Origin of the sequence: Dermatophilus congolensis (assembly GCF_900187045.1) — a bacterium.
Taxonomy (GTDB): Bacteria; Actinomycetota; Actinomycetes; order Actinomycetales; family Dermatophilaceae; genus Dermatophilus; species Dermatophilus congolensis.
On sequence record NZ_LT906453.1, the window covers coordinates 1,835,773 to 1,857,063 of the forward strand.

Below are 21,291 nucleotides of genomic sequence, written 5' to 3' on the forward strand. Positions count from 1 at the left end.
GTTGAGGGGCCTAAACGGGCCCCTCAACTGTTTTTAGTCTTCGTCGTCGTGACTGTGGCGACTAGTGGTTTTTGCTGCCCAGGCTGGGATTTCTTCTTCGTCCCAAGGGCAGAGTTCCTCGAGGGTGTTTTCTAGTGTTGGGTCGTTTTCGGTGGTGGGAGCGGGTTCTTCTGTTTCGGTGGTTTCGTTAGTGGTTTGGGGGGGTTCCTCGCTTGGTGGCGGTGTTTTGGTGGCGTCATCGAGCGCTGCGTAGGCGGCTGCGGCGGCAGCCGACGAGGCGGCGTAGTCGTTTTCGGTGGTGGGAGCGGGTTCTTCTGTTTCGGTGGTTTCGTCAGTGGGGGAGGGGGGCTCTTCGCTGCGCAGGATGATCACTGAGCGGCTGTGCACGGTGATGGTGGCTCCGGGTAGGTGGCTGGTGGGTTCATGGGGGGAGCCGGTTTCGTAGTAGGTGTTGATTTCTTCGACCCAGTGGACGTTGCTTAGTTCGGTGGGGACGGTGAATTCGACTGCGGCGCTGTGGGCGTTGAACATGAGGATGAAGTCGTCGTCGTAGACGGGGCGGCCGCGTTCGTCTGGTGCTGCGATGGCGTTGCCGTTGAGGAAGACGGTCAGGGTGCGGGCGTAGCCGGTGCTCCAGTCCTCGTCGGCCATTTCGGTGCCGTCGACGCGTAGCCACAGAATGTCGCGCAGGGGGGAGGTTCCTCCGTGGTTGGCGTTTCCGGCGAAGAAGCGGCGGCGTCGGAAGACGGGGTGTTCGCTTCGTAGTTTGATGATTCGGGTGGCGAAGTCCAGAAGTGTGGTTTGGTCTTCGTTGAGTTCCCAGTTGATCCAGGATGTTTCGTTGTCTTGGCAGTAGACGTTGTTGTTGCCGTTTTGGGTGCGTCCGAGTTCGTCGCCGTGGGCGAGCATGGGGACGCCTTGGCTGACCATGAGGGTGGTGAGGAAGTTGCGGGTTTGTCGTAGGCGTAGGGCGGTGATGACGGGGTCGTCGGTGGGGCCTTCGATGCCGCAGTTCCAGGAGCTGTTGTGGCTTTCGCCGTCGTTGCCGTTTTCACCGTTGAGGAGGTTGTGTTTTTCGTTGTAGCTGACGAGGTCACGCAGGGTGAATCCGTCGTGGGCGACGATGAAGTTGATGGAGGCGATGGGGCGGCGTCCGGATTGGGCGTAGAGGTCGGATGATCCGGATAGGCGGGAGGCGAATTCGGACAGGGCTGCTGCTTCTCCGCGCCAGTAGTCGCGGACGGTGTCGCGGTATTTGCCGTTCCATTCGGTCCATAGGGGTGGGAAGTTTCCGACTTGGTATCCGCCGTCGCCCAGATCCCACGGTTCGGCGATGAGTTTGACCTGGCTGATGACTGGGTCTTGTTGGATGATGTCGAAGAATGCGGAGAGTTTGTCGACTTCGTGGAATTGGCGGGCCAGGGTTGCGGCTAGGTCGAATCGGAATCCGTCGACGTGCATTTCGGTGACCCAGTAGCGCAGTGAGTCCATGATGAGTTGTAGGACGTGGGGGTTGCGCATGAGCAGGCTGTTTCCGGTGCCTGTGGTGTCGTAGTAGTGGGCTTCGTCGCCTTCGACGAGGCGGTAGTAGGCCTGGTTGTCGATTCCTCTGAAGGACAGGGTGGGGCCTTTGTCGTTGCCTTCGGCGGTGTGGTTGTAGACGACGTCGAGGATGACTTCGATGTCAGCTTCGTGGAGGGCTTTGACCATGGATTTAAATTCGGTGACTTGTTGTCCGCGTTCCCCGGACGCTGAGTATTCGTTGTGGGGTGCGAGGAATCCGATGGTGTTGTAGCCCCAGTAGTTACGTAGTCCTTTGTCGATGAGGTGGAAGTCTTGGACGAATTGATGGACGGGGAGGAGCTCGACTGCGGTGACGCCGAGGCGTTTGAGGTGGTCGATGGTGGCGGGGTGGGCCAGAGCTGCGTAGGAGCCGCGTAGTTCTGGGGGGATATCGGGGTGTGTTTGGGTCAGGCCTTTGACGTGTGTTTCGTAGATGACGCTGTCGTGGTACTCGTGCCTGGGTGGTCGGTCGTGTCCCCAGTCGAAGAATGGGTTGATGACCACGGAGAGCATTGTGTGGCCGAGGGAGTCGGTGTCGTTGTAGCTGGTGGGGTTGTCGAATGTGTAGGAGAAGAGGGCTTCGTCTCCGCTGCTGAGCCCTTCGATGGCTTTGGCGTAGGGGTCGAGGAGGAGTTTGTTGGGGTTGCAGCGGTGGCCTGAGGCGGGGTCATAGGGGCCATGGACGCGGTAGCCGTAGCGTTGTCCGGGTTGGAGTCCGGGTATGTAGGCGTGCCAGACGTAGCCGTCGACTTCGGTGATTTCGAGGCGTTTTTCGTTGCCTTCGTCATCGATGAGGCAGAGTTCTACGCGTTCGGCTACTTCGGAGAAGAGGGCGAAGTTGACGCCGGATCCGTCGTAGGTGGCGCCGAGGGGGTAGGCGTTTCCGGGCCAGAGCTGCATGTTGCCTTCCTTGTGCACGTAGTGGGGCGGTGCTGGTGGCGGTTGAGGTGTGCACGTTGTGACGTGGCGGCTTCGGGCCGCGTTGTGAGCGAGTTTCGCTGTGTGGCAAGAGCTTAGTCAGGGTGGCGGTGGGGTTGGGTGAGTTGGTCGGCGTGGCGTCGGTTCTGGGGTGTGGTGGGGTCGTGGACTCGATACCGGGGTGGTGATGCAGGCAGGATGACGGGGTGAAGAATGGGACGTCCGACGATTTGTTCTCTGTTGCGACGGAAGGCCTGGTTGAGGATTCCGAGCATTTGTTCGGTCTTGGTGGGCATGTTCGTCGTCCGTTGACGTGGGGGTATGTGAGGGTGGCCGAGACGGTGCCTGATGCTGCTCCAGCGGATCAACCGGGGGTGCGTGAGCAGCAGGTATTGTTGCGGCGGGCGGGGGTGAAGTCGCAGCGGATTGTTGTGGAGGTGGCTTCGAGTGCGCGCCAGCGTCGTCCTCGTTTGGATTCGTTGATTCGGGTGGCGCATCCGGGGGACACGATTGTGGTGACTGCTTTGGATCGACTGGCGCGCAGTACATCGCATTTGTTGCGGACTATCGCCACGATCGCTGATGAGCGGATTATGTTGCGCTCGTTGGAGGAGGGTTTGGATACTGGCACGCCTGAGGGGCGGGTGGCTCTGAATGTGATTACGGCGCTGGCTGGGGTGGATTCGGCGCTTATTAAGGAGCGCACGGAGGTGGGGATGGCGCGTGCTCGTAAGGAGGGACGCAAGCCTGGGCGTCCCTCGCGAGTGACGCGTGAGCAGTATCAGCATGTGTGGCGAATGAGTGCTGATGGTGCCTCACATCGGACTATTGCGCGGAGCACGGGTGTGAGTCGCAGCGTGGTGGGGCGGATCCTTCGGCATGAGTTGCCAACTTTGGAGGAGCGGTATGAGTTGACTACGGAGGGGGAGTTGCCCCTGTGATCTGTGACTTGTTCGGGCGGATTTGGTTCTGTCCGAGAGTTCGGGTTAACGTTTCTGAGCACGCAGCGAGCGGGACAAGTTCCCGGAGTTGACGCGGAGATTCGGTCGAATTCATTGCGGAAACTACTGCATGTCATGCGGATGTGGCTCAGTTGGTAGAGCATCACCTTGCCAAGGTGAGGGTCGCGGGTTCGAGTCCCGTCATCCGCTCTGGAGGGGACAATCATCTCCTGTTTCTCCCCTTTTTGGTGGAGTGGCCGAGAGGCGAGGCAACGGCCTGCAAAGCCGTCTACACGGGTTCAAATCCCGTCTCCACCTCGCATAGCTACACCATCAAGACCCCGGGCGATTGGCGCAGTTGGCTAGCGCGCTTCCCTGACACGGAAGAGGTCACAGGTTCAAGTCCTGTATCGCCCACCATGTATTGAGCGTCGTTTGAGGCTCTTTCATGCCGCGTCAATTAGTCGCAAGCATGAGTTCTTCCTGCTGGTAAGTAGTTTGATAGCCAGGTAACCAGGAGCAATGAACTCGGCGAGTGTGCTAGGGTACGTGGAGCATCATGCGGATGTGGCTCAGTTGGTAGAGCATCACCTTGCCAAGGTGAGGGTCGCGGGTTCGAGTCCCGTCATCCGCTCTGGAGGGGACAATCATCTCCTGTTTCTCCCCTTTTTGGTGGAGTGGCCGAGAGGCGAGGCAACGGCCTGCAAAGCCGTCTACACGGGTTCAAATCCCGTCTCCACCTCGCATAGCTACACCATCAAGACCCCGGGCGATTGGCGCAGTTGGCTAGCGCGCTTCCCTGACACGGAAGAGGTCACAGGTTCAAGTCCTGTATCGCCCACCAAAAATTTTGGGCCCTGGATCTAGATCCAGGGCCCAAAATTTTTTTATGTGTGACTTTGTCACCGAAAAATTTTTTCACTCAGGCGAGTACATCGAAAAAGCACGTTCTACACCTACGAACCAGGTACATACCACCACCCACGCTCATTGCAAACAGAGCCGCCCTACCCTGGTAGTCAAACACTCAGGTAATGTCCTTTCGACGCATACCCGCCACGCACCATCATCACGACACCACTAGTCACGGAAGACGGGTCGGAGATAGCCCGAGTGAGAAACTCACGCAGAAACAGCACGACAGCCAAACGCACCATCAGACATCTCAAAGAAGTCGTCCGCTTCGGAGCTCCTTCTCCCAACCTTGATGGCCGCACTATCGCCATCCTCGGCATCGGTGATGCCACCGCCAGCGCAATCATCTCAGCCCTGCACGCTGAAGGCGCCAAAACTGTGCGGATCCAAGGAAACATCCCTACCGAAATTCACAGCGACCGTGATGAAGCTGCTGCCGCGCTCCGCGATGCACTAGCACCCCACGGCACCACCGTCGACGGCATCATCGACCTCGGCCTGGGCATCCTGACCCTCCCCAAAATCCGCGACTCGTGGATCGCCCAATACCGTCAAACAATCATGGCCCTGGAAATCGTGGGCCCGGAATGGGCGCGCTCCGGAGACGCCAACCGTCACTTCTACATAGCCCTGACCCGAACCGGGGGAGAACTAGCCACCCCCGCAGCCCCAGAAAACCCGCACGCAGGTTTGTGGGCAGGACTAGCCAAAGCACTCCCGCTGCACTACGAATGCGTCAACACTCGCGTCGTGGACTTTCCCACCTACATCGACACGCAAACCCTTGCCTACGGCCTGATTCGTGAGCTTTACCGCTGGGGAAGCTTCGAAATAGGGCTACTCGATGGAGTGCGTTACCGCCCCGTCTCCGTAGTTGAACCCACCCCAGCCCCCATACTCACCCTCACCGATCACGACACCGCCCTCGTTACCGGCAGCCACATCCCCGTCGTTTGTGCCCTTGCGCGCCGCCTCATTGACACCGGAACACGTGTTGTAGCCGCAGTTGCACCCAGCGCGCCACGTAGCCAACGCTCCTATCTTCTGCGCTCCGGGATCGAACCCCGAACCTGCGACATCACCCAACAAAATGAAGTCAACGCCCTCATTGCTGAGCTAGGGCCCCACCTAAGCGCCGTCATCCACGCCGAAGGAGCTGACCTCACTGTCGAAGAAAGCAACGACCCCCTCGACAGCGCGAACAAGCTACTAGAACGACGCATCAAAGGGTTTCTTCACCTGCTAGATGCAGTGAAAAACAACGCTGATCCAGCCGTGATCTCCGTGCTCACCAGCACAACTCGCCCAGCCCTGGCTGGGACACACAACATTCACGCTGGCGCCATCGCTGAACTTCTCTCATATGTAGCAAGATGGGCCACGCAAGAAATCCCCCCACGTACCGCCGTGCAAACCCTGACCGCAGGCATCACCGACAAATCCGAAACCGCTGTCTACGCACACGCCTGGGCCAACGAAATTCTGGCCACCTCCGAAGGCGCCGTCGACCTCGGTGACCGTATCGAAGTCACCGCAGGGCCAATGCTTGCCCGTGGATACCTCGCCCACAGCGACGTTCCCGGAACCCGCGAAACCCGCACCGCCCTGGCACGAATCGGACGCCCAGAGCACTACATCAGTGACAAAAGCATCGCCATCCGCGTAGACCTAGCCCCAGCAGGAGACAACGCCAACCTCGACGTGCGCCTCGAGGGCAACCCTTGTGTACCGATTAGTGTTCTCGTCGACCAGATGGTGGCCACAGCAGCTTGGCTAACCAACGACATCCGGCAACGTGTGATCGAAATACGTCACCTGACGGTCAACCTGCGCGGCCTAGCTGAGGCAACGATGCACCTCGTTCGTGTCGCAGCCAACCTCACTCACGCCCCAAACAACGCCATGCACGCTCGTCATATCGAAGTCACTGCCAGCTGCATGGGCAGACAAGTCGCCCACGCCGTCATCACCTTCGCCGGAAGCTACCCATCACGGCCACACACACACTCCATCGAATCCACAGAGAACATCGCATACCCGCACCCCATCGGTCCCCACGAAGCGCCCGTCACTATGGTGTGGACCGGGCTGGCCTTCGACCGCGTCGGTGAACGCGATGAAAACTCCGGAAACACGCGATACACCGTGCGCCCCGACCGGCTCACCGACCAGTTCTCCCCAGGATTCGTTCCAGCACCGCGCATCGGCTATAACCTCATCGAGAACTTAGCGGCACGCAGTTATCCCAACAGCCCCGCAACCGCATTCACGATCGATAGGCTCATCATCCACGCACCCTCCGTCACTCGCGGAAAGCTCTTCCTCGAACCGGCAACAACCGAAGGTGGCACACAAACAGCGTGGAAAGCTAGCACTACCGGGGGAGATGTCATTCTCGAGGCACGAGGGGTGGCCTACAACAGCGGTCCTGCATGCAGCGCACCTGCATGCTCCGCTGAAGAAATTCACATCCAATAAAAGTAAGAAACAAGGGGGAGTCATCAGCTATGCCAGCGAGATATCAAGTTGGTGACAAATTGGCGCCGACCATGTCTCAAGTCCTACTCACCAGCGCCGATCACAACAACTGAATGGAATCGATCCGGTTCGACAAGGGCCCCCTTGCTGCGTGTCCTGCCAACGTTGACAGCACACGACGTGCAACCGCACCAGCCCACCGTCGACCTGATGCCACGGAAAGGCAATAATGAACCTGGACATTGCGTCGCGCCGATACGCGGTGACGTTGGCGCACCGATGCGAACTCGGGACCTCTAACACTCGTGAAATCTCAGCCAGAAGCCTCACTGAACTTCTTCGCGTGCTGCATGAAGGCGAAAACAACTATCAATCCTGCAGCTACTGCGGAGAGGCAGGGATGGCGATCTCCTCCATCTCCGTAGTTCTCGAAGAAGAAGCCCTCACCGAACGGCTCGGGGCCTACGCAGACGAACTCTTCGCCGCGGTCTAAACAGGAACCGCAGCCGCAGCACACACGTTGAACTCCTCGGGGGATAGGCCACACGTAGCTGCGGTATAGGGGGAGACATGGACGACGGGGGAGCCAAACTTTTCCATCCGGGGCAGTGGCGATGGCATCAGCGGCTACAAGCCAACGCAAACGCGTATCGGCTGTACCGACTCGGCGTCGCAGTTGCGGGACTCCTGATCGTGACAGCGGGGCTGATTATGGTCCCCTTGCCCGGCCCTGGGTGGCTCGTCGTCTTTATCGGTGTGGCGCTATGGGCATCTGAATTCACCTGGGCGCATCGCCTCCACCAATGGGGATGGGCCAAGGTTCGCGCCTGGACTATATGGATTAGCGCCCAATCGCTAGCCATACGCGGGTCAGTGGCACTAGGAACGTGCCTGATCGTATGGGCCGCGCTATGGATCTCAGCCTGGAGCACCGGGATCGCCGACCAGCTCCCGCAACCGATCGGCGATTTCATGCACACCTATCTTTTTCTCTAACTCACTAGAGCGCTTACCACATCACGAAACAAACAGCTGCCGTAGCGGAGAGGCCGCCGCCCCAATCGAATAAACAAACCAGTAACCAATCGCCCCGCACAAAAGAACAAACACAATCGATTCCCCGCGGGTGCCGTTGGAAAAAAGCCCAAGCCCCCACCGGCCGCCACCAATACGAGGCGCCTTCGCTGTCGTCAGTGAATCTCCGATGATGTGCACTGCCACTCCCACCGCTGCCGCCAAAGGCATCCACCACGGATACCAGCTGAAGTGATACGCAAGCGCCCCAGCGATTGCAGACAAGGTCAGGTTTGTGCCTGGGTGCGAAGTATCACCAGGAAGCACATCATCCAATCCGGTCAACGCCAATCCGGTAACCCAGGCAACAACCAAAGCCGCAGCCAGGGGATACATACCTGCCAGCAGAACCAAACCAGCCATCGCCAACGACGACAACACCAGATAGTGAGTCTGTTTACGGTGCTTAACAACCTTGCGCAGCGGCCAGGTCAAAGTTGCCGACAGCCGCCCCCACACTCGCGTTGCTTTCGATCGAGGGGTGTCTAAGTCCGAAGCGATCGCCCACCCTGCCGCAACAGCTGCGAACAGCAACGCATCACGATCGGACAAAACATGAAGACCTGGCAGCGACGTCCCAGAAACCAGCTCGTTCCACGGATCAACTGCCATCCGTGACCACGTCGCTACCCATAGCCCGCCAGCGAAACCACTCACTGCATGTGTTGTGCCCTGCACTGATGTACCCCCTCTAAACAACGTCCTTGTCCATTGACGACCAATCCGTGGCCACACGATGAGGCAAAGTCTTCTGTGACCAGAAGGCACACCACGCGCAGCGCTACACCGCGAATTGCGTATCCCACAAAGTCGTGCCGCGATCATCGCACTGACGCGAAAACCACAGGAAAATAAGCCTGCTCGCACCAGAAAACCCACCAATTTCATCCCCGATTTGGGCGATCGGGGAACCATTGGATACAGTTGCGAAGCACTTGGGCATACAGCTCACGGACGTGTAGCTCAGCTGGTTAGAGCGTTCGCTTCACACGCGAAAAGTCAGGGGTTCGAGTCCCTTCACGTCCACCACCAAACGAGGCCCGAACTGAAATCAACCAAAAGATTTCAGTTCGGGCCTCGTTGCTTTGTCGGGCCTCGCTAAAGGCAACAGCTCCTGGAGGCAATTCCGAATTACCTGTTTGGCTTCACTTCAGCTCTCACGCCCCTCAGCCCGCACCCACACGCCCACCACACCACATCAATGACCTGTATCTCCGCTGAGAATTTTATTCAGGCGTGACGCATCATTCATCTGACTCACAGGTAAAAAACAGAAAAGCCTCTCAGTGGCACGCAAACTTGACAGCCACATCGCCCGCTATGCAGTGCACCACCCACTCTCCTTCCCCTCCTCACCAGGAAAAACCACGAAATTCCCGGCAGACACCAACCAGCCACCTGCCCGCGGAACACACAGGCTGACTCCACGCAAAACCAGCCGCCCACACACCCCCGCATACCCTCTGTGGGTGCCCACATATGCTGCAAATAAAGGCAAATCCCCATATACACATATGTGTGACCTGCAGATGCTGTGGGTCACCTTGTGGCCAGGTGGGTCCCATCTGCATGGGTAGCGTTCTCCTCGTTGGCCGCGAGCCGACCTGTTTCAAGGCGCCACGCCGTGAAACAACACCCGATGTCGCACCGATGACGGCACGTGGACGGATGAACAGCGAGCCCCCTCGAACGACCACGCACCCACTCGAGCACGTCGAAACTCGACACCGCCCTGAAGCGGAGCGTCAAAAGAACAAAACTCCCCAGCCCGGCTCAGCCGGGTTCTTACCACCCTGAGGAAAACTTATGTTCAGCTCACGCAAGGCAGTTGCGGGCCTGGCCGCCTGCGCCCTGTCAATCTCCCCTTTCGTCTACTCCGTGCCGAGCCACGCTGCTCCTCTCACCACGCAGACCAGCTTCTCAGCTCAGTCTCACGTCTCCGCAGAGGCCATCGCCGCCTACCGCGCCGAGGCCAAGAATGACCTGAACAAGATCAACAACTCCATCAACGAGCTGCAGACCGCCAAGGAAATCGCTCCTGACACGAACTACCTCAAGGAGATCAAGCAGCTCCTGAAGACCGCCTTCGAGCTGCGTGGCACCATCGTTGCCATCGCCTCTGGGCAGCCCCCGGCATTCGACCCCGCCACCATCAAGGCTCGCGTCGAGGTCGTTCGCCAGATCGCCGTCACCATCCACTACTCCCACAAGAACCTGCGGAACAAGATCTCCAAAGCTCACGCAGAGCTCGGCTTCGCGGTCACCAAAGCCATCATCCGCGTCTGCAACCCCACCTCCACGATGGAGCAGCTGAACGCCTCCCGCGACGAGCTCATCCAGGACCTCGAGAAGGTCAAGAACTACCCCGACCTCAAGCCGACCGACCGCGCCACCATCTACGTCAAGGCCGGCCTGAACCGCAAGATCTGGGAGATCCGCTGGGGCCGCGACACCAAGATCCTCGGCAAGGCCGAGCGCGGTGTCTACAAAGAGCTCAACAAGAACATCACACACGCTGTCGGCGTCTGGGCCAAGATCAACGTCACCGTTGCCGACGTCGACAAAGAAATTGCCGCGCTCGACGCCGCCTACAAGAAGGCGTTGGGCACGCTCAAGAAGTGATTCACCCCCGGTGAACACGCGTCCCGCCCCTTGTAAAAGGGGCGGGACACCCCCCCCAAAAAAAGCAGGGATACACAGGGGCGCACCTCCACGGCCCCAATGCCCTTCGACAAGGCATAAATACAGGAGAAAGTATGCAGAAAAAGCTCAGCAAGCGCGCCTCCCGGATGATTGCGGCTACCGCCGCATGCGGCCTGGCCTCCTCACTGGTGGTCGGCGGGACTGCTTTCGCAGTAGACGGGAAGCACGACCAGTCGAGCCACAAGCCGGCAGCTACCTCCGGTGACAAGAAAGCCGGTGACAAGGACAAGAAGGCCAAGACCCCCGAAAAGGCCAACCTGGTCAACCCCATCCCCTTCGCTCTCTCGAGTGAAGAGTTCAAAGAGCTTTTCGACGACGTCATCAACGACCGCACAAGCGGAGCCGACCGCGTTCGTTCCTTCGTGAACAAGTTCACCGGCGGCGCCATCAAAGATGGCTTCTACCGCAACTGCCCGTGGATCGACTTCCAGGACCGCAACCCGAACCAGCCTGGCGACAAGGGCTACGGCGACGACCCCACCAACCCCAACCCCACGCACCCCGGTGACAAGACCCCGGGTATGCCTGGCACCCCCGGTGGTGACAAGACCCCGGGTATGCCTGGCACCCCGGGTGGTGACAAGACCCCGGGTATGCCTGGCACCCCCGGTGGTGACAAGACCCCGGGTATGCCTGGCACCCCCGGTGGTGACAAGACCCCGGGTATGCCTGGCACCCCGGGTGGTGACAAGACCCCGGGTGGCGACCACGGTAAGAAGCCTGGCGACGGCACTGGCGTAGGCAACATCGGTGGCGACAAGCCTTCTCGCCCCGGTCAGCCTGGACAGCCTGGTGACCCCTCGCACCCCGGCAAGCCCGGTCAGCCCGGTCAGCCCGGCAAGCCTGGTGACCCCTCGCAGCCTGGCAAGCCCGGTCAGCCCGGTCAGCCCGGCAAGCCTGGTGACCCCTCGCACCCCGGCAAGCCCGGTCAGCCCGGTCAGCCCGGCAAGCCTGGTGACCCCTCGCAGCCTGGCAAGCCCGGTGAAGGATCCAAGGACGCTCAGCTCGACCAGATCGAGCGCGCGATCTTCGACAAGATCAACCAGACCCGCCAGCAGGCTGGCGTTGCACCACTGAAGTGGGACCAGCGCCTAGCCAACGACTCCCGTGCATGGTCCAAGCACCAGGCTGACCTGAACACCATGGTTCACGACAAGTCCAGCTTCTACTACAACAACTACGGGGAAATCCTGGCCGCTGGCCCGGACCCGGCGAAGACGGCTGTCAACCAGTGGATCAACTCCCAGCCGCACTACCTGCCCATGGTCTTCAAGGGCCACACCATCGGCGGCGTGGGCGTCTACAAGCACCCCACCTGGGGCTACATGGTCACCGCTCGCATGGGTGCCAAGTGACCCAACACCTCTGATCACCAGTAGAGCACTACCTGCTCACTGATGACCTGAGCACACATCGCAACACCGTCGGGGTGTCACGGATATATCCGTGACACCCCGACTCTTTATGTACTCCACGTATTTGCTGCACATTTACTCCATACGCGGAACCACCCTGCCATAACCACCCAATCACTCCCAGCTTTCCTGAAAATAAATAAAATTAAACGAATGACCACTCAAAGGGGAGTAGCCATGCCCAACCGCAACCTCACAATCGTTCCCGGCTCCAAATCAGACCGCGACACATGCGCTGAGGTACTCGCACAAGCCTTCGCCGACGACGAGTACACCCTAGGTCTCATCCCAGCCCGAGACCACCAACGACTCCCAACCCTCTTCCGCCGCATCATCACCGAAGTAATCACCGCCAACGGATACGTGTACCTCGCCCGCGACACCACCAGCGGCCAAGCACTCGGATGCGCGCTCTGGGGCGTCCCCAACGAACACGTCACCCTCTTTCAACAGCTCAAAGGACTACCCACATACCTATCCATCTTCGGTAAACGACTCCACCACGCCCTACTCACCCAAAACGAAATCCGATCACACCTACCCACCATTCCCCACTGGTACCTCAAAGCCGTAGGAACCATCCCCTCCGCCCGTGGCCGCGGCGCCGGAAGTGCTCTCATCCAGCAAGGCCTCCACCACGCAGACAAAGCAGGACAAGCCGCCTACCTAGAATCCTCCAAAATCTCGAACATCCCCTTCTACGAAAAATTCGGATTCAACCAAATATCAACAGTTCCCGGACGCGGCACCATCGACTCAGTCGGCATGTGGCGACCAGCCTCCACATGCCACCAAACAATCACCCCTCACCCCACCCCAACTGGTCGATAAACCCCCACCCGCACCGCCAACGTCACCTCAGAGGGCAACACCAATCCATCAACATCTCCCGCATGATGCGCCCCCGGCCCCATCCCCACCAAAAGACGCCCCTGCGCAGCCTCCACAGGCACCCGACGCTCCACACACCGCTGCGAAACCACCTCAAACCCCTCCATCGAAGCCGCAAGCCTCTCCTCCTTACGCGGATCCACCCGCACCCGCATAGCCCCCGACAACTCCGCCAAATGATGAGACAACGGAGTCACCACCATAACCACACCATCAGGACGCAACACCCGCCCCAACTCCGCGCCATGACGAGGCGCGAAAACTACCAACGCAACCTGAACGCTCCCATCCCGAATCGGAAAACGCTCCCACGTATCAGCCACCACCGACACCAACCCCGCATGCGCCTTAGCCGCCCTACGCGCCGCATACACCGACAAATCCATACCCACCCCAAAACCCAACGGCGTCTGCGACAGCACCCCTGCCGCGTAATAACCAGTCCCACCACCACAATCCAAAATCCCACCCAACTCCGCCCCACCAGCAGGCAACACCCCCTCTTCGAGCACAGCGGCCACCACACCATCCAAAATAGGGCGATACAGCCCCGAAGACTGCACCTCAAACCGCGCCGCCACCATCGCGGCATCATCAGCAACAAGACCATGCCGACCCCGGCCACCCAATAACGTCACATGCCCCTGGCGCGCCCGATCAAAACGATGACCCGCCCCACACCCAAAACACCGAACCTGCACATCAGGGACTAAATCCCCACCACACACCGGACAAGCCAACATCAACCAACCCGACGCAGCCACGCCCCGCACCTGCTCTGTACTCACCGCTAAAAACCCTCTTTCCACACCAACAACACACCGCACACAGCACACAGCAACGCCCACTAGGCGATCATGCGCACCCTCCGATTGCTACCAGGATGGGTACCAGGACGTAGCATCATTGCGCGAGCGTTATACAACGCCGCATGAACATCAACGCCACGTAACTAATCGAGGAGACCATCGTGCCCACGCAGATCACCGTGACCGTAGCCGGAGAGCAACGAACGGTCGAGCAGGGCACGACTGCCGCTGACCTGTTCGCCGACGACAAACGCATCGTTGTCGCCCGCCTCACCGACGCAGACACCAACCGCCTCGTCGACCTCGCCCACGTCCTCAACGACGGCGACACCATCGAAGGCGTCGACATCAGCAGCGAAGACGGCCTCAACGTACTTCGCCACTCCGCCACCCATGTCATGGCCCAAGCAGTCCAGCGCATGCGCCCCAACACCAAACTCGGCATCGGCCCCATCATCACCGACGGGTTCTACTACGACTTCGACGTCGAAGAACCCTTCACCCCAGAAGACCTGAAAAAACTCGAAAAAACGATGCAGCGCATCGTTAACGAAGGACAAACCTTCCGCCGCCGCGTCGTCACCCAAGCCGAAGCCGAAGCCGAACTAGCCAACGAGCCCTACAAACTCGAACTCATCGGCCTCTCTGGCGGCCCTGGATCCGGTAAAAACGCCGACGACATCGACGCCGCAGCAGAAGGGGCGTCCATGGAAGTCGGCGGCGACGAACTCACCATCTACGAAAACGTCGACCACAAAGGCGAAGTGGTCTGGCGCGACCTATGCCGCGGCCCCCACGTACCCACCACCAAACTGCTCGCCAACGGCTTCAAACTCATGCGCTGCTCCGCCGCCTACTGGCGCGGCGACCAGCGCAATGCCGGCATGCAACGCCTCTACGGCACCGCCTGGCCCACCAAAGACGAAATGCGCGCCTACCTCGACCGCATCGCCGAAGCCGAAAAGCGCGACCACCGCCGCCTAGGCAACCAAATGGACCTGTTTAGCTTCCCCGACGAAATCGGCTCCGGACTGGCCGTATTCCACCCCAAAGGCGCAATCATGCGCATGGAAATGGAGGAATACTCCCGCCAACGCCACATCGCCGCCGGATACAGCTTCGTCAACACCCCACACATCACCAAAGGCAACCTGTTCGAAGTCTCCGGACACCTCGACTGGTACCGCGACGGCATGTACCCCGCCATGCAAATGGATGAGGAACGCGACAGCGAAGGCAACATCACCAAACCCGGCCAGGACTACTACCTCAAGCCGATGAACTGCCCCATGCACAACCTCATCTTCCGCTCCCGCGGACGCAGCTACCGCGAACTACCACTACGACTCTTCGAATTCGGAACCGTCTACCGCAACGAAAAATCCGGCGTCGTTCACGGTCTCACCCGCGCCCGCGGATTCACCCAAGACGACGCCCACATCTACTGCACACGCGACCAAATGCGCGGCGAACTCACCCGGCTACTCACCTTTGTCCTAGACCTACTCAAGGACTACGGACTCGACGACTTCTACCTCGAACTCTCCACCAAGAACCCAGAAAAATTCGTCGGCGACGACGCCACCTGGGAAGAAGCCACCGAAACACTGCGCCAAGTCGCCACCGACTCCGGTCTGGACCTCGTCCCCGACCCCGGCGGCGCCGCGTTCTACGGCCCCAAAATCTCCGTACAAGCCAAAGACGCCATCGGCCGCACCTGGCAAATGAGCACCATCCAACTCGACTTCAACCTGCCAGAACGATTCGAACTCGAATACCAAGCCGCAGACGGAACCCGCCAACGCCCCGTCATGATCCACCGCGCGCTCTTCGGCTCCATCGAACGATTCTTCGGCGTCCTCGTCGAACACTACGCAGGATCATTCCCCGCCTGGCTCGCCCCCGTGCAAGTCACCGGAATCCCCGTCGCAGAAGAACACGGCGAATACCTCGAAGAAATCGCAGCACGCCTACGCGAACACGGCGTCCGCATCGAAATCGACCACAGCGACGACCGCTTCCCCAAGAAAATCCGCAACGCATCCACCTCCAAAGTCCCCTTCACACTCATCGCCGGTGAAGAAGACCGCAGCAACAACGCCGTCAGCTTCCGCTTCCGCGACGGCAGCCAAGAAAACAAAGTCCCCGTCGACGTAGCAATCGAACGGATCCTCACCACCATCCGCAGCCGCGACAACAACGACCCCGTCGCCTCCACCCACACACCCGAAGAAACCGAGTAACCAAAAACACAAACCACACCTGTTAGGGGTGGAACGGACACACACCGTGCCACCCCTAACTCACCCCACCACCAGACCTAAAATCAAGCCCATGACCCAACCGCCCCGGATCGACCCAGCCACGCAATTCGCTGGCGAACACGACGGCTTCGACCGCCTCTGGACCCCGCACCGCATGGCCTACATCCAGGGCAACTCCGAAACAAAAAACACATCACAACCACACACCGCAAAAGAAAACGACTGCCCCTTCTGCGAAGGCCCCACCAAAACCGACGAAGAAGCACTCATCGTCCACCGCGGAAAACACTGCTTCGCCATCCTCAACCTCTTCCCCTACAACCCCGGCCACCTACTCATCTGCCCCTACCGCCACATCCCCATGTACATCGACCTCAACGACGAAGAACTCGCCGAATTCACATCAATGACCCGCCAAGCAATCCGCATGATGCAGCACGTCAATGCCCCACATGGCTTCAACATCGGAATGAATCAAGGCGCAGTAGCAGGCGCCGGCGTAGCAGCACACCTGCACCAACACATCGTCCCCCGATGGTCCGGCGACGCTAACTTCTTCCCCATCATCGGCCGCACCAAAGCCCTACCCGTCCTCCTCGATGACACCCGACGCATGTTCACTCAAGGATGGACAGACACCACCCAATAAGCAGCACCACCAACCGACAAGAAAAACCACCCCTTCACATAGGGTGGGCTAATCATGAGCACACCGGCATTCGCAGCGCCTACCCGACACCACACACCCACCTACGACAGCGAATGCCCACCACCACAACGGCGGCCCCCACACACCCACCACCACGAAGGGGCCCCATGCTGAACAAATTCGCCCGCTCATTCGCCACCAAAATCGCCACACCCATCGCCAAAATCCTCCTGCGCATACACCTCAGCGCCGACGCAGTCACCACCATCGGAGCACTAGGCGTATGCACAGGCGCACTCTGGTTCTTCCCCCGAGGAGAATTCGCACCCGGAGTCCTATTCATCACATTCTTCGTCCTATTCGACCTCCTCGACGGCACAATGGCACGCCTATCAGGCACCACCAGCACCTGGGGAGCCTTCCTCGACTCAACCCTCGACCGCCTCGCCGACGGAGCTGTATTCGGCGGCCTCCTGCTCTACTACGCCCGCCAACCCCACGAAACCTCCGCCACCTGGGCCTCACTGTTCTGCCTCGTCTTCGCCTTCGTCACCAGCTACGCCCGAGCCCGCGCCGAAGGCCTAGGAATGACCGGAGCAAACATCGGCATCGCCGAACGCGCCGACAGACTCCTCATCACCCTCGCCGGAGCATTCATCGTCGACATCGCCAACCTGCCCAGCGACACCCTCGGCTACATCCTGTGGGCCCTAGCTGCCGCGAGCGCCCTGACCGTATGGCAACGAATGCACGCAGTCGCAAAAGAAATCGAGAAAAAACGCACCGACCACATCCACCCCGTGCCATGAAAAACCCCACCCACACCTGGCGCAAACACATCAGCGACAAGCTCACAACCAGCGCATTCGCCACCGCCTGGCAGGTAATTCCACGACTACCTCAACGCCTAGCCTTCGCCCTGTTCGATCTCGCCGCCCACCTGACCTATATCGCTAACGGGCAAGGCGTACGCACCCTGCGCGAAAACTACCGCCACCTGCACCCACACCTACCGCACCCTCGCTCACCGGAAACCCTCGTCCGTGACGGAGTTCGCTCCTACCTGCGCTACTGGTGCGAACTATTCCGGCTACCAGCAATGACCCCCGAAGACATCCGAAACTCCACCCGAATAGAAGGACTGCATCACATCCGCGCAGCCATGGGGTCACCTGAGCAGCCCCGCGCTGTTGCCTGTTTCCTTTCCCACAGCGGAAACTGGGACCTCGCAGGAGCCTGGGCCCAACTCGACTTGGGCCCCGTTGTCACAGTCGCCGAACGCCTCCAACCAGAAAGCGTCTTCACCCTTTTCCGCGCCACTCGCCACGCCCTAGGCATGCGCATCATCGCCCTCACCGGCGAAGGAAACGTACTACGCACCCTCCACAACGAAACCAGCAAACCCGTCATCATCCCCCTACTGGCCGATCGAGACCTCACCGGTGGGGGAGTGGCTGTCACCTTCCCAGGCGGTCACATCAACGCCAGCGTCGGCCCAGCTGCCCTGGCCATCACCGCAGGAATCTCAGTCCTGCCCGTCACCATCCACTACGAACCCACCCCCGAAACCACCAGTTACCGCACCGTCATCCAATTCCACCCACCCGCCCCACCCACCAGCGGAACAACCCGACAACGCGTCCGCGACGCTACCCGATACTGCGTTGACGTCATCGCCAACAACATCCTCAACCACCCCCAGGACTGGCACATGATGCAACCCATCTACACACCCCAAGGCACCTAAGATGCGCATCGGAATCGTCTGCCCCTACAGCTTCGATGTCGCAGGCGGCGTGCAAAACCACACCCGCGACCTCGCCCACCAACTCCACACCCGCGGACACCACGTCGCTGTACTCGCCCCAGCAGACGAAACCACCCCCCACACCCGCAACTTCACCAGCGCCGGAAACTCACGCGCCATCCCCTACAACGGCTCTATCGCGCGCCTAGCCTTCGGCCCAGCCGTAGCCAACCGTGTCACCACCTGGCTAGAAAACGGCCGCTTCGACATCCTCCACATCCACGAACCCCTCGTACCTAGCACATCCATCCTCGCCCTACGCGCGGCACGAACCCCCATCGTGGCGACCTTCCACACCAACCTCGAACGCTCCCTCGCTATCCAAGCGGTATCCCCGCTAGTGCGCTCATCCCTAGAAAAAATCCACGGCCGCATCGCCGTCTCCCAAGCTGCCCGACAAACCGCCCTCAACCACATGGGCATCGATAGCGTCATCATCCCGAACGGCGTCGATACACACACCTTCGCTACCGCCACCCCCAATCCCACCTGGACCGGAACCCCCGACCACCCCACCATCGCATTCCTAGGCCGTATCGACGAACCCCGCAAAGGCCTACCCGTCCTGGCCGATGCCCTCCCACACCTACTCAAACACCACCCAGGCCTACGCCTACTCATCGCCGGCCACGGAGACATCCCCACCGCCCGCAACCGCATCCCCGCCTCAGCCCGCCACGCCGCTCACTTCCTGGGAGCAATCCCCGAAACAGACAAAGCCGCACTCCTACGCTCCGTCGACGCCTACATCGCCCCCCACACCGGAGGCGAAAGCTTCGGCATCGTCCTAGTAGAAGCAATGAGCGCCGGGGCACCAGTCATCGCCTCCAACCTCACCCCCTTCACCCACGTTCTTGGCGACGCTGGAATCACCTTCCCCACAGGAAACTCACACGCCCTCGCCCAGGCCATCACCAACCTCCTCCACAACCCCGAACTATGCAACCAGCTGCACCTAGCAGGCCCGGCCCGCGCCGCCACCTACGATTGGCGCCACGTCAGTGACGACATCCTCGCCGTCTACGAAACCGTCCTGGAAGGAACCCGCACCACACCCCTGACCAACACCGCAACAGCCCTCTGGGCCACCCTCAAAGCGACCCTTACCCCATGAACACCACCTGGATCCTCACCACCCTGCTCATCCTCGCCCTATTCGCCTGGCACCTTTCCTACACAGCAGCGCGACTACACCGCCTCCACACCCGCGCCGAAGGAGCCCTCGCCGCCCTCGACGCCTACCTCATCCGCCGCGCAGAAGCAGCCACCACCCTGGCAAACTCCGGACTCCTAGACCCCGCCAGCTCACTCATACTCGCCTCCGCCAGCGCCGAAGCCACCCACAGCGACCACAGCCTCCTCACCCTCGACTGGGCTGAAGGACAACTCGCCCTACGCGAACTCACCGAAACAGCCCTCACCGTCGCACTCCGCGAAACCCTGCCCACCGCCACCCCTACGAACAGCAACTCACCCGATGACCCAATCGCCCACACCATCGCCACACACCGCCGTGTCCAGCTAGCCCGCCAGTTCTACAACGACACCGTCAGCGACGTCCGCCGCCTGCGACACACACCCCTGGTACGCATGGCCCACCTCGCCGGACACGCCACCACACCCCGCCCCATCGAATTCGACGACGACCTCACCGCACCACCCACCTAACCCACACCCATCCAGACCAGCCACAACAGCGCTGCGCGTATCGTCTACCCAGGCATCAGTCATTAGGAACGCAAGGGAGCACCCATGACCGAACAGTCATCCGCCCAGTCCGCTGTAGGCACCACCCGCGTCAAACGCGGCATGGCCGAAATGCTCAAAGGTGGCGTGATCATGGACGTCGTCACCCCAGAACAGGCCAAAATCGCTGAAGACGCAGGCGCCGTTGCCGTCATGGCCCTCGAACGCGTCCCTGCCGACATCCGCGCCCAAGGCGGTGTCTCACGCATGAGCGACCCCGACATGATCGACGGCATCATCAACGCCGTCTCTATCCCCGTCATGGCCAAAGCACGCATCGGCCACTTCGTCGAAGCACAGGTACTGCAATCCCTGGGCGTGGACTACATCGACGAATCCGAAGTACTCACCCCCGCCGACTACAGCAACCACATCGACAAATGGGCCTTCACCGTCCCCTTCGTCTGCGGCGCCACCAACCTCGGCGAAGCCCTACGCCGCATCACCGAAGGTGCAGCGATGATCCGCTCCAAAGGAGAAGCCGGCACCGGCGACGTCTCCAATGCCACCACGCACATGCGCAAAATGCGCGATCAAATCCGTTGGCTCACCTCGCTCCCCGAAGACGAACTCTACGTAGCCGCAAAAGAACTCCAAGCCCCCTACGACCTAGTCAAAGAAGTAGCAACCAACGGCAAACTCCCCGTCGTACTCTTCACCGCTGGCGGTATCGCCACCCCAGCCGACGCCGCTATGATGATGCAGCTGGGCGCCGAAGGCGTCTTCGTTGGCTCAGGCATCTTCAAGTCCGGAAACCCCGCCCAACGCGCTGCAGCGATCGTCAAAGCCACCACCTTCTACGACGACCCCGACACCATCGCCAAAGTCTCCCGAGGCCTGGGCGAAGCAATGGTCGGAATCAACGTCGACGACATCCCCGTACCCCACCGCCTCGCTGAGCGCGGCTGGTGACCTCTGACCTGCGCCTGCCACTGAAACACACATAAACAAACGCAGCCGTGGTCAGCGGTGCGACATAAAACACGTTCTCGCGCCGCTGACCACCAGCACATAGGCAGTAACCACAAACCCATACACCACTGCCGGACAAGACACACCAGAACCGCAAAAATTTTTTCAGACTAATTTCAGCGCGATATTCATAAGTTCCCAGCTAG

18 protein-coding genes and 7 tRNA genes are annotated in these 21,291 nt (G+C 60.2%); 21 read left to right on the forward strand and 4 right to left on the reverse strand.

Going from position 1 to position 21,291, the window contains the following annotated elements; genetic code table 11:
* Positions 1–33: 33 nt before the first annotated feature.
* Together glgX and CKV89_RS12040 are read right to left on the reverse strand one after the other, a co-directional pair.
* On the reverse strand, positions 34–2,463 hold the full coding sequence (glgX, locus tag CKV89_RS07815) for a glycogen debranching protein GlgX (protein ID WP_084441342.1): 2,430 nt from the start codon (positions 2,461–2,463) through the stop codon (positions 34–36).
* Between the two features lie 113 nt (positions 2,464–2,576).
* Positions 2,577–2,777, reverse strand: a complete 201-nt coding sequence (locus tag CKV89_RS12040; protein WP_028327787.1) for a hypothetical protein — start codon at positions 2,775–2,777, stop codon at positions 2,577–2,579.
* Between the two features lie 45 nt (positions 2,778–2,822).
* On the opposite strand from CKV89_RS12040, the gene CKV89_RS07820 reads away from it, so the two are divergent.
* The 10 genes from CKV89_RS07820 to CKV89_RS07865 all read left to right on the forward strand — a co-directional run bounded on the left by CKV89_RS07820 (position 2,823) and on the right by CKV89_RS07865 (position 7,811).
* Entirely contained in the window at positions 2,823–3,422 is a 600-nt protein-coding gene (locus CKV89_RS07820) for a recombinase family protein (protein ID WP_161626197.1), read from the forward strand.
* Between the two features lie 137 nt (positions 3,423–3,559).
* A tRNA-Gly gene (locus CKV89_RS07825) sits at positions 3,560–3,632 on the forward strand.
* A 37-nt stretch (positions 3,633–3,669) separates the two neighbouring features.
* Positions 3,670–3,740, forward strand: a tRNA-Cys gene (locus tag CKV89_RS07830).
* A gap of 25 nt (positions 3,741–3,765) precedes the next feature.
* Positions 3,766–3,842 (forward strand) — tRNA-Val (locus tag CKV89_RS07835).
* A 141-nt stretch (positions 3,843–3,983) separates the two neighbouring features.
* A tRNA-Gly gene (locus tag CKV89_RS07840) sits at positions 3,984–4,056 on the forward strand.
* Positions 4,057–4,093: 37 nt separating this feature from the next.
* Positions 4,094–4,164: transfer RNA gene (locus tag CKV89_RS07845), tRNA-Cys, on the forward strand.
* A 25-nt stretch (positions 4,165–4,189) separates the two neighbouring features.
* Positions 4,190–4,266: transfer RNA gene (locus CKV89_RS07850), tRNA-Val, on the forward strand.
* A gap of 269 nt (positions 4,267–4,535) precedes the next feature.
* Positions 4,536–6,815, forward strand: coding sequence for a Rossmann-fold NAD(P)-binding domain-containing protein (locus CKV89_RS07855; protein ID WP_028327788.1), 2,280 nt, complete (start codon positions 4,536–4,538; stop codon positions 6,813–6,815).
* A gap of 229 nt (positions 6,816–7,044) precedes the next feature.
* The gene (locus CKV89_RS07860; protein WP_147279194.1) at positions 7,045–7,308 is read left to right on the forward strand and encodes a hypothetical protein; all 264 of its coding nucleotides are present in this window, start codon (positions 7,045–7,047) and stop codon (positions 7,306–7,308) included.
* A 77-nt stretch (positions 7,309–7,385) separates the two neighbouring features.
* A complete protein-coding gene (locus CKV89_RS07865; protein ID WP_051277708.1) occupies positions 7,386–7,811 on the forward strand; it encodes a TIGR02611 family protein in 426 nt (141 codons plus the stop codon).
* 21 nt (positions 7,812–7,832) lie between these two features.
* Here CKV89_RS07865 and CKV89_RS07870 read toward each other — a convergent pair whose 3' ends face one another.
* Positions 7,833–8,546, reverse strand: a complete 714-nt coding sequence (locus CKV89_RS07870) for a metal-dependent hydrolase (RefSeq protein WP_157728095.1) — start codon at positions 8,544–8,546, stop codon at positions 7,833–7,835.
* 295 nt (positions 8,547–8,841) lie between these two features.
* Here CKV89_RS07870 and CKV89_RS07875 point away from each other — a divergent pair.
* The 4 genes from CKV89_RS07875 to CKV89_RS07895 all read left to right on the forward strand — a co-directional run bounded on the left by CKV89_RS07875 (position 8,842) and on the right by CKV89_RS07895 (position 12,838).
* Positions 8,842–8,918: transfer RNA gene (locus CKV89_RS07875), tRNA-Val, on the forward strand.
* A 777-nt stretch (positions 8,919–9,695) separates the two neighbouring features.
* The gene (locus tag CKV89_RS07885) at positions 9,696–10,511 is read left to right on the forward strand and encodes a CAMP factor family pore-forming toxin (RefSeq protein ID WP_051277709.1); all 816 of its coding nucleotides are present in this window, start codon (positions 9,696–9,698) and stop codon (positions 10,509–10,511) included.
* A 134-nt stretch (positions 10,512–10,645) separates the two neighbouring features.
* Entirely contained in the window at positions 10,646–11,947 is a 1,302-nt protein-coding gene (locus CKV89_RS07890) for a CAP domain-containing protein (protein WP_095068512.1), read from the forward strand.
* Positions 11,948–12,160: 213 nt separating this feature from the next.
* On the forward strand, positions 12,161–12,838 hold the full coding sequence (locus CKV89_RS07895; protein WP_084440780.1) for a GNAT family N-acetyltransferase: 678 nt from the start codon (positions 12,161–12,163) through the stop codon (positions 12,836–12,838).
* Here the strand turns inward: CKV89_RS07895 and CKV89_RS07900 are convergent.
* Positions 12,814–13,686: a putative RNA methyltransferase gene (locus CKV89_RS07900; RefSeq protein ID WP_197697042.1), complete on the reverse strand. Its 873-nt coding sequence runs from the start codon at positions 13,684–13,686 to the stop codon at positions 12,814–12,816. The genes CKV89_RS07895 and CKV89_RS07900 overlap by 25 nt on opposite strands.
* 182 nt (positions 13,687–13,868) lie before the next feature.
* Here CKV89_RS07900 and thrS point away from each other — a divergent pair, with 182 nt between their 5' ends.
* The 7 genes from thrS to pdxS all read left to right on the forward strand — a co-directional run bounded on the left by thrS (position 13,869) and on the right by pdxS (position 21,085).
* Positions 13,869–15,950, forward strand: a complete 2,082-nt coding sequence (gene thrS, locus CKV89_RS07905; protein WP_034400339.1) for a threonine--tRNA ligase — start codon at positions 13,869–13,871, stop codon at positions 15,948–15,950.
* 91 nt (positions 15,951–16,041) lie between these two features.
* Entirely contained in the window at positions 16,042–16,620 is a 579-nt protein-coding gene (locus CKV89_RS07910; RefSeq protein ID WP_051277320.1) for an HIT family protein, read from the forward strand.
* A 167-nt stretch (positions 16,621–16,787) separates the two neighbouring features.
* Positions 16,788–17,429 (forward strand): phosphatidylinositol phosphate synthase, encoded by a 642-nt coding sequence (gene pgsA / locus CKV89_RS07915; RefSeq protein WP_028326211.1) that lies wholly within the window; start codon positions 16,788–16,790, stop codon positions 17,427–17,429.
* Entirely contained in the window at positions 17,426–18,367 is a 942-nt protein-coding gene (locus CKV89_RS07920) for a phosphatidylinositol mannoside acyltransferase (RefSeq protein WP_051277016.1), read from the forward strand. The genes pgsA and CKV89_RS07920 overlap by 4 nt, the downstream gene beginning before the upstream one ends.
* 1 nt (position 18,368) lies before the next feature.
* Positions 18,369–19,541: a glycosyltransferase family 4 protein gene (locus CKV89_RS07925; RefSeq protein ID WP_034400341.1), complete on the forward strand. Its 1,173-nt coding sequence runs from the start codon at positions 18,369–18,371 to the stop codon at positions 19,539–19,541.
* The gene (locus CKV89_RS07930; protein WP_028326212.1) at positions 19,538–20,095 is read left to right on the forward strand and encodes a hypothetical protein; all 558 of its coding nucleotides are present in this window, start codon (positions 19,538–19,540) and stop codon (positions 20,093–20,095) included. Before CKV89_RS07925 ends, CKV89_RS07930 begins: the two co-directional genes overlap by 4 nt.
* Positions 20,096–20,179: 84 nt before the next feature.
* Positions 20,180–21,085 (forward strand): pyridoxal 5'-phosphate synthase lyase subunit PdxS, encoded by a 906-nt coding sequence (gene pdxS, locus CKV89_RS07935; RefSeq protein ID WP_028326213.1) that lies wholly within the window; start codon positions 20,180–20,182, stop codon positions 21,083–21,085.
* Positions 21,086–21,291: the final 206 nt, after the last annotated feature.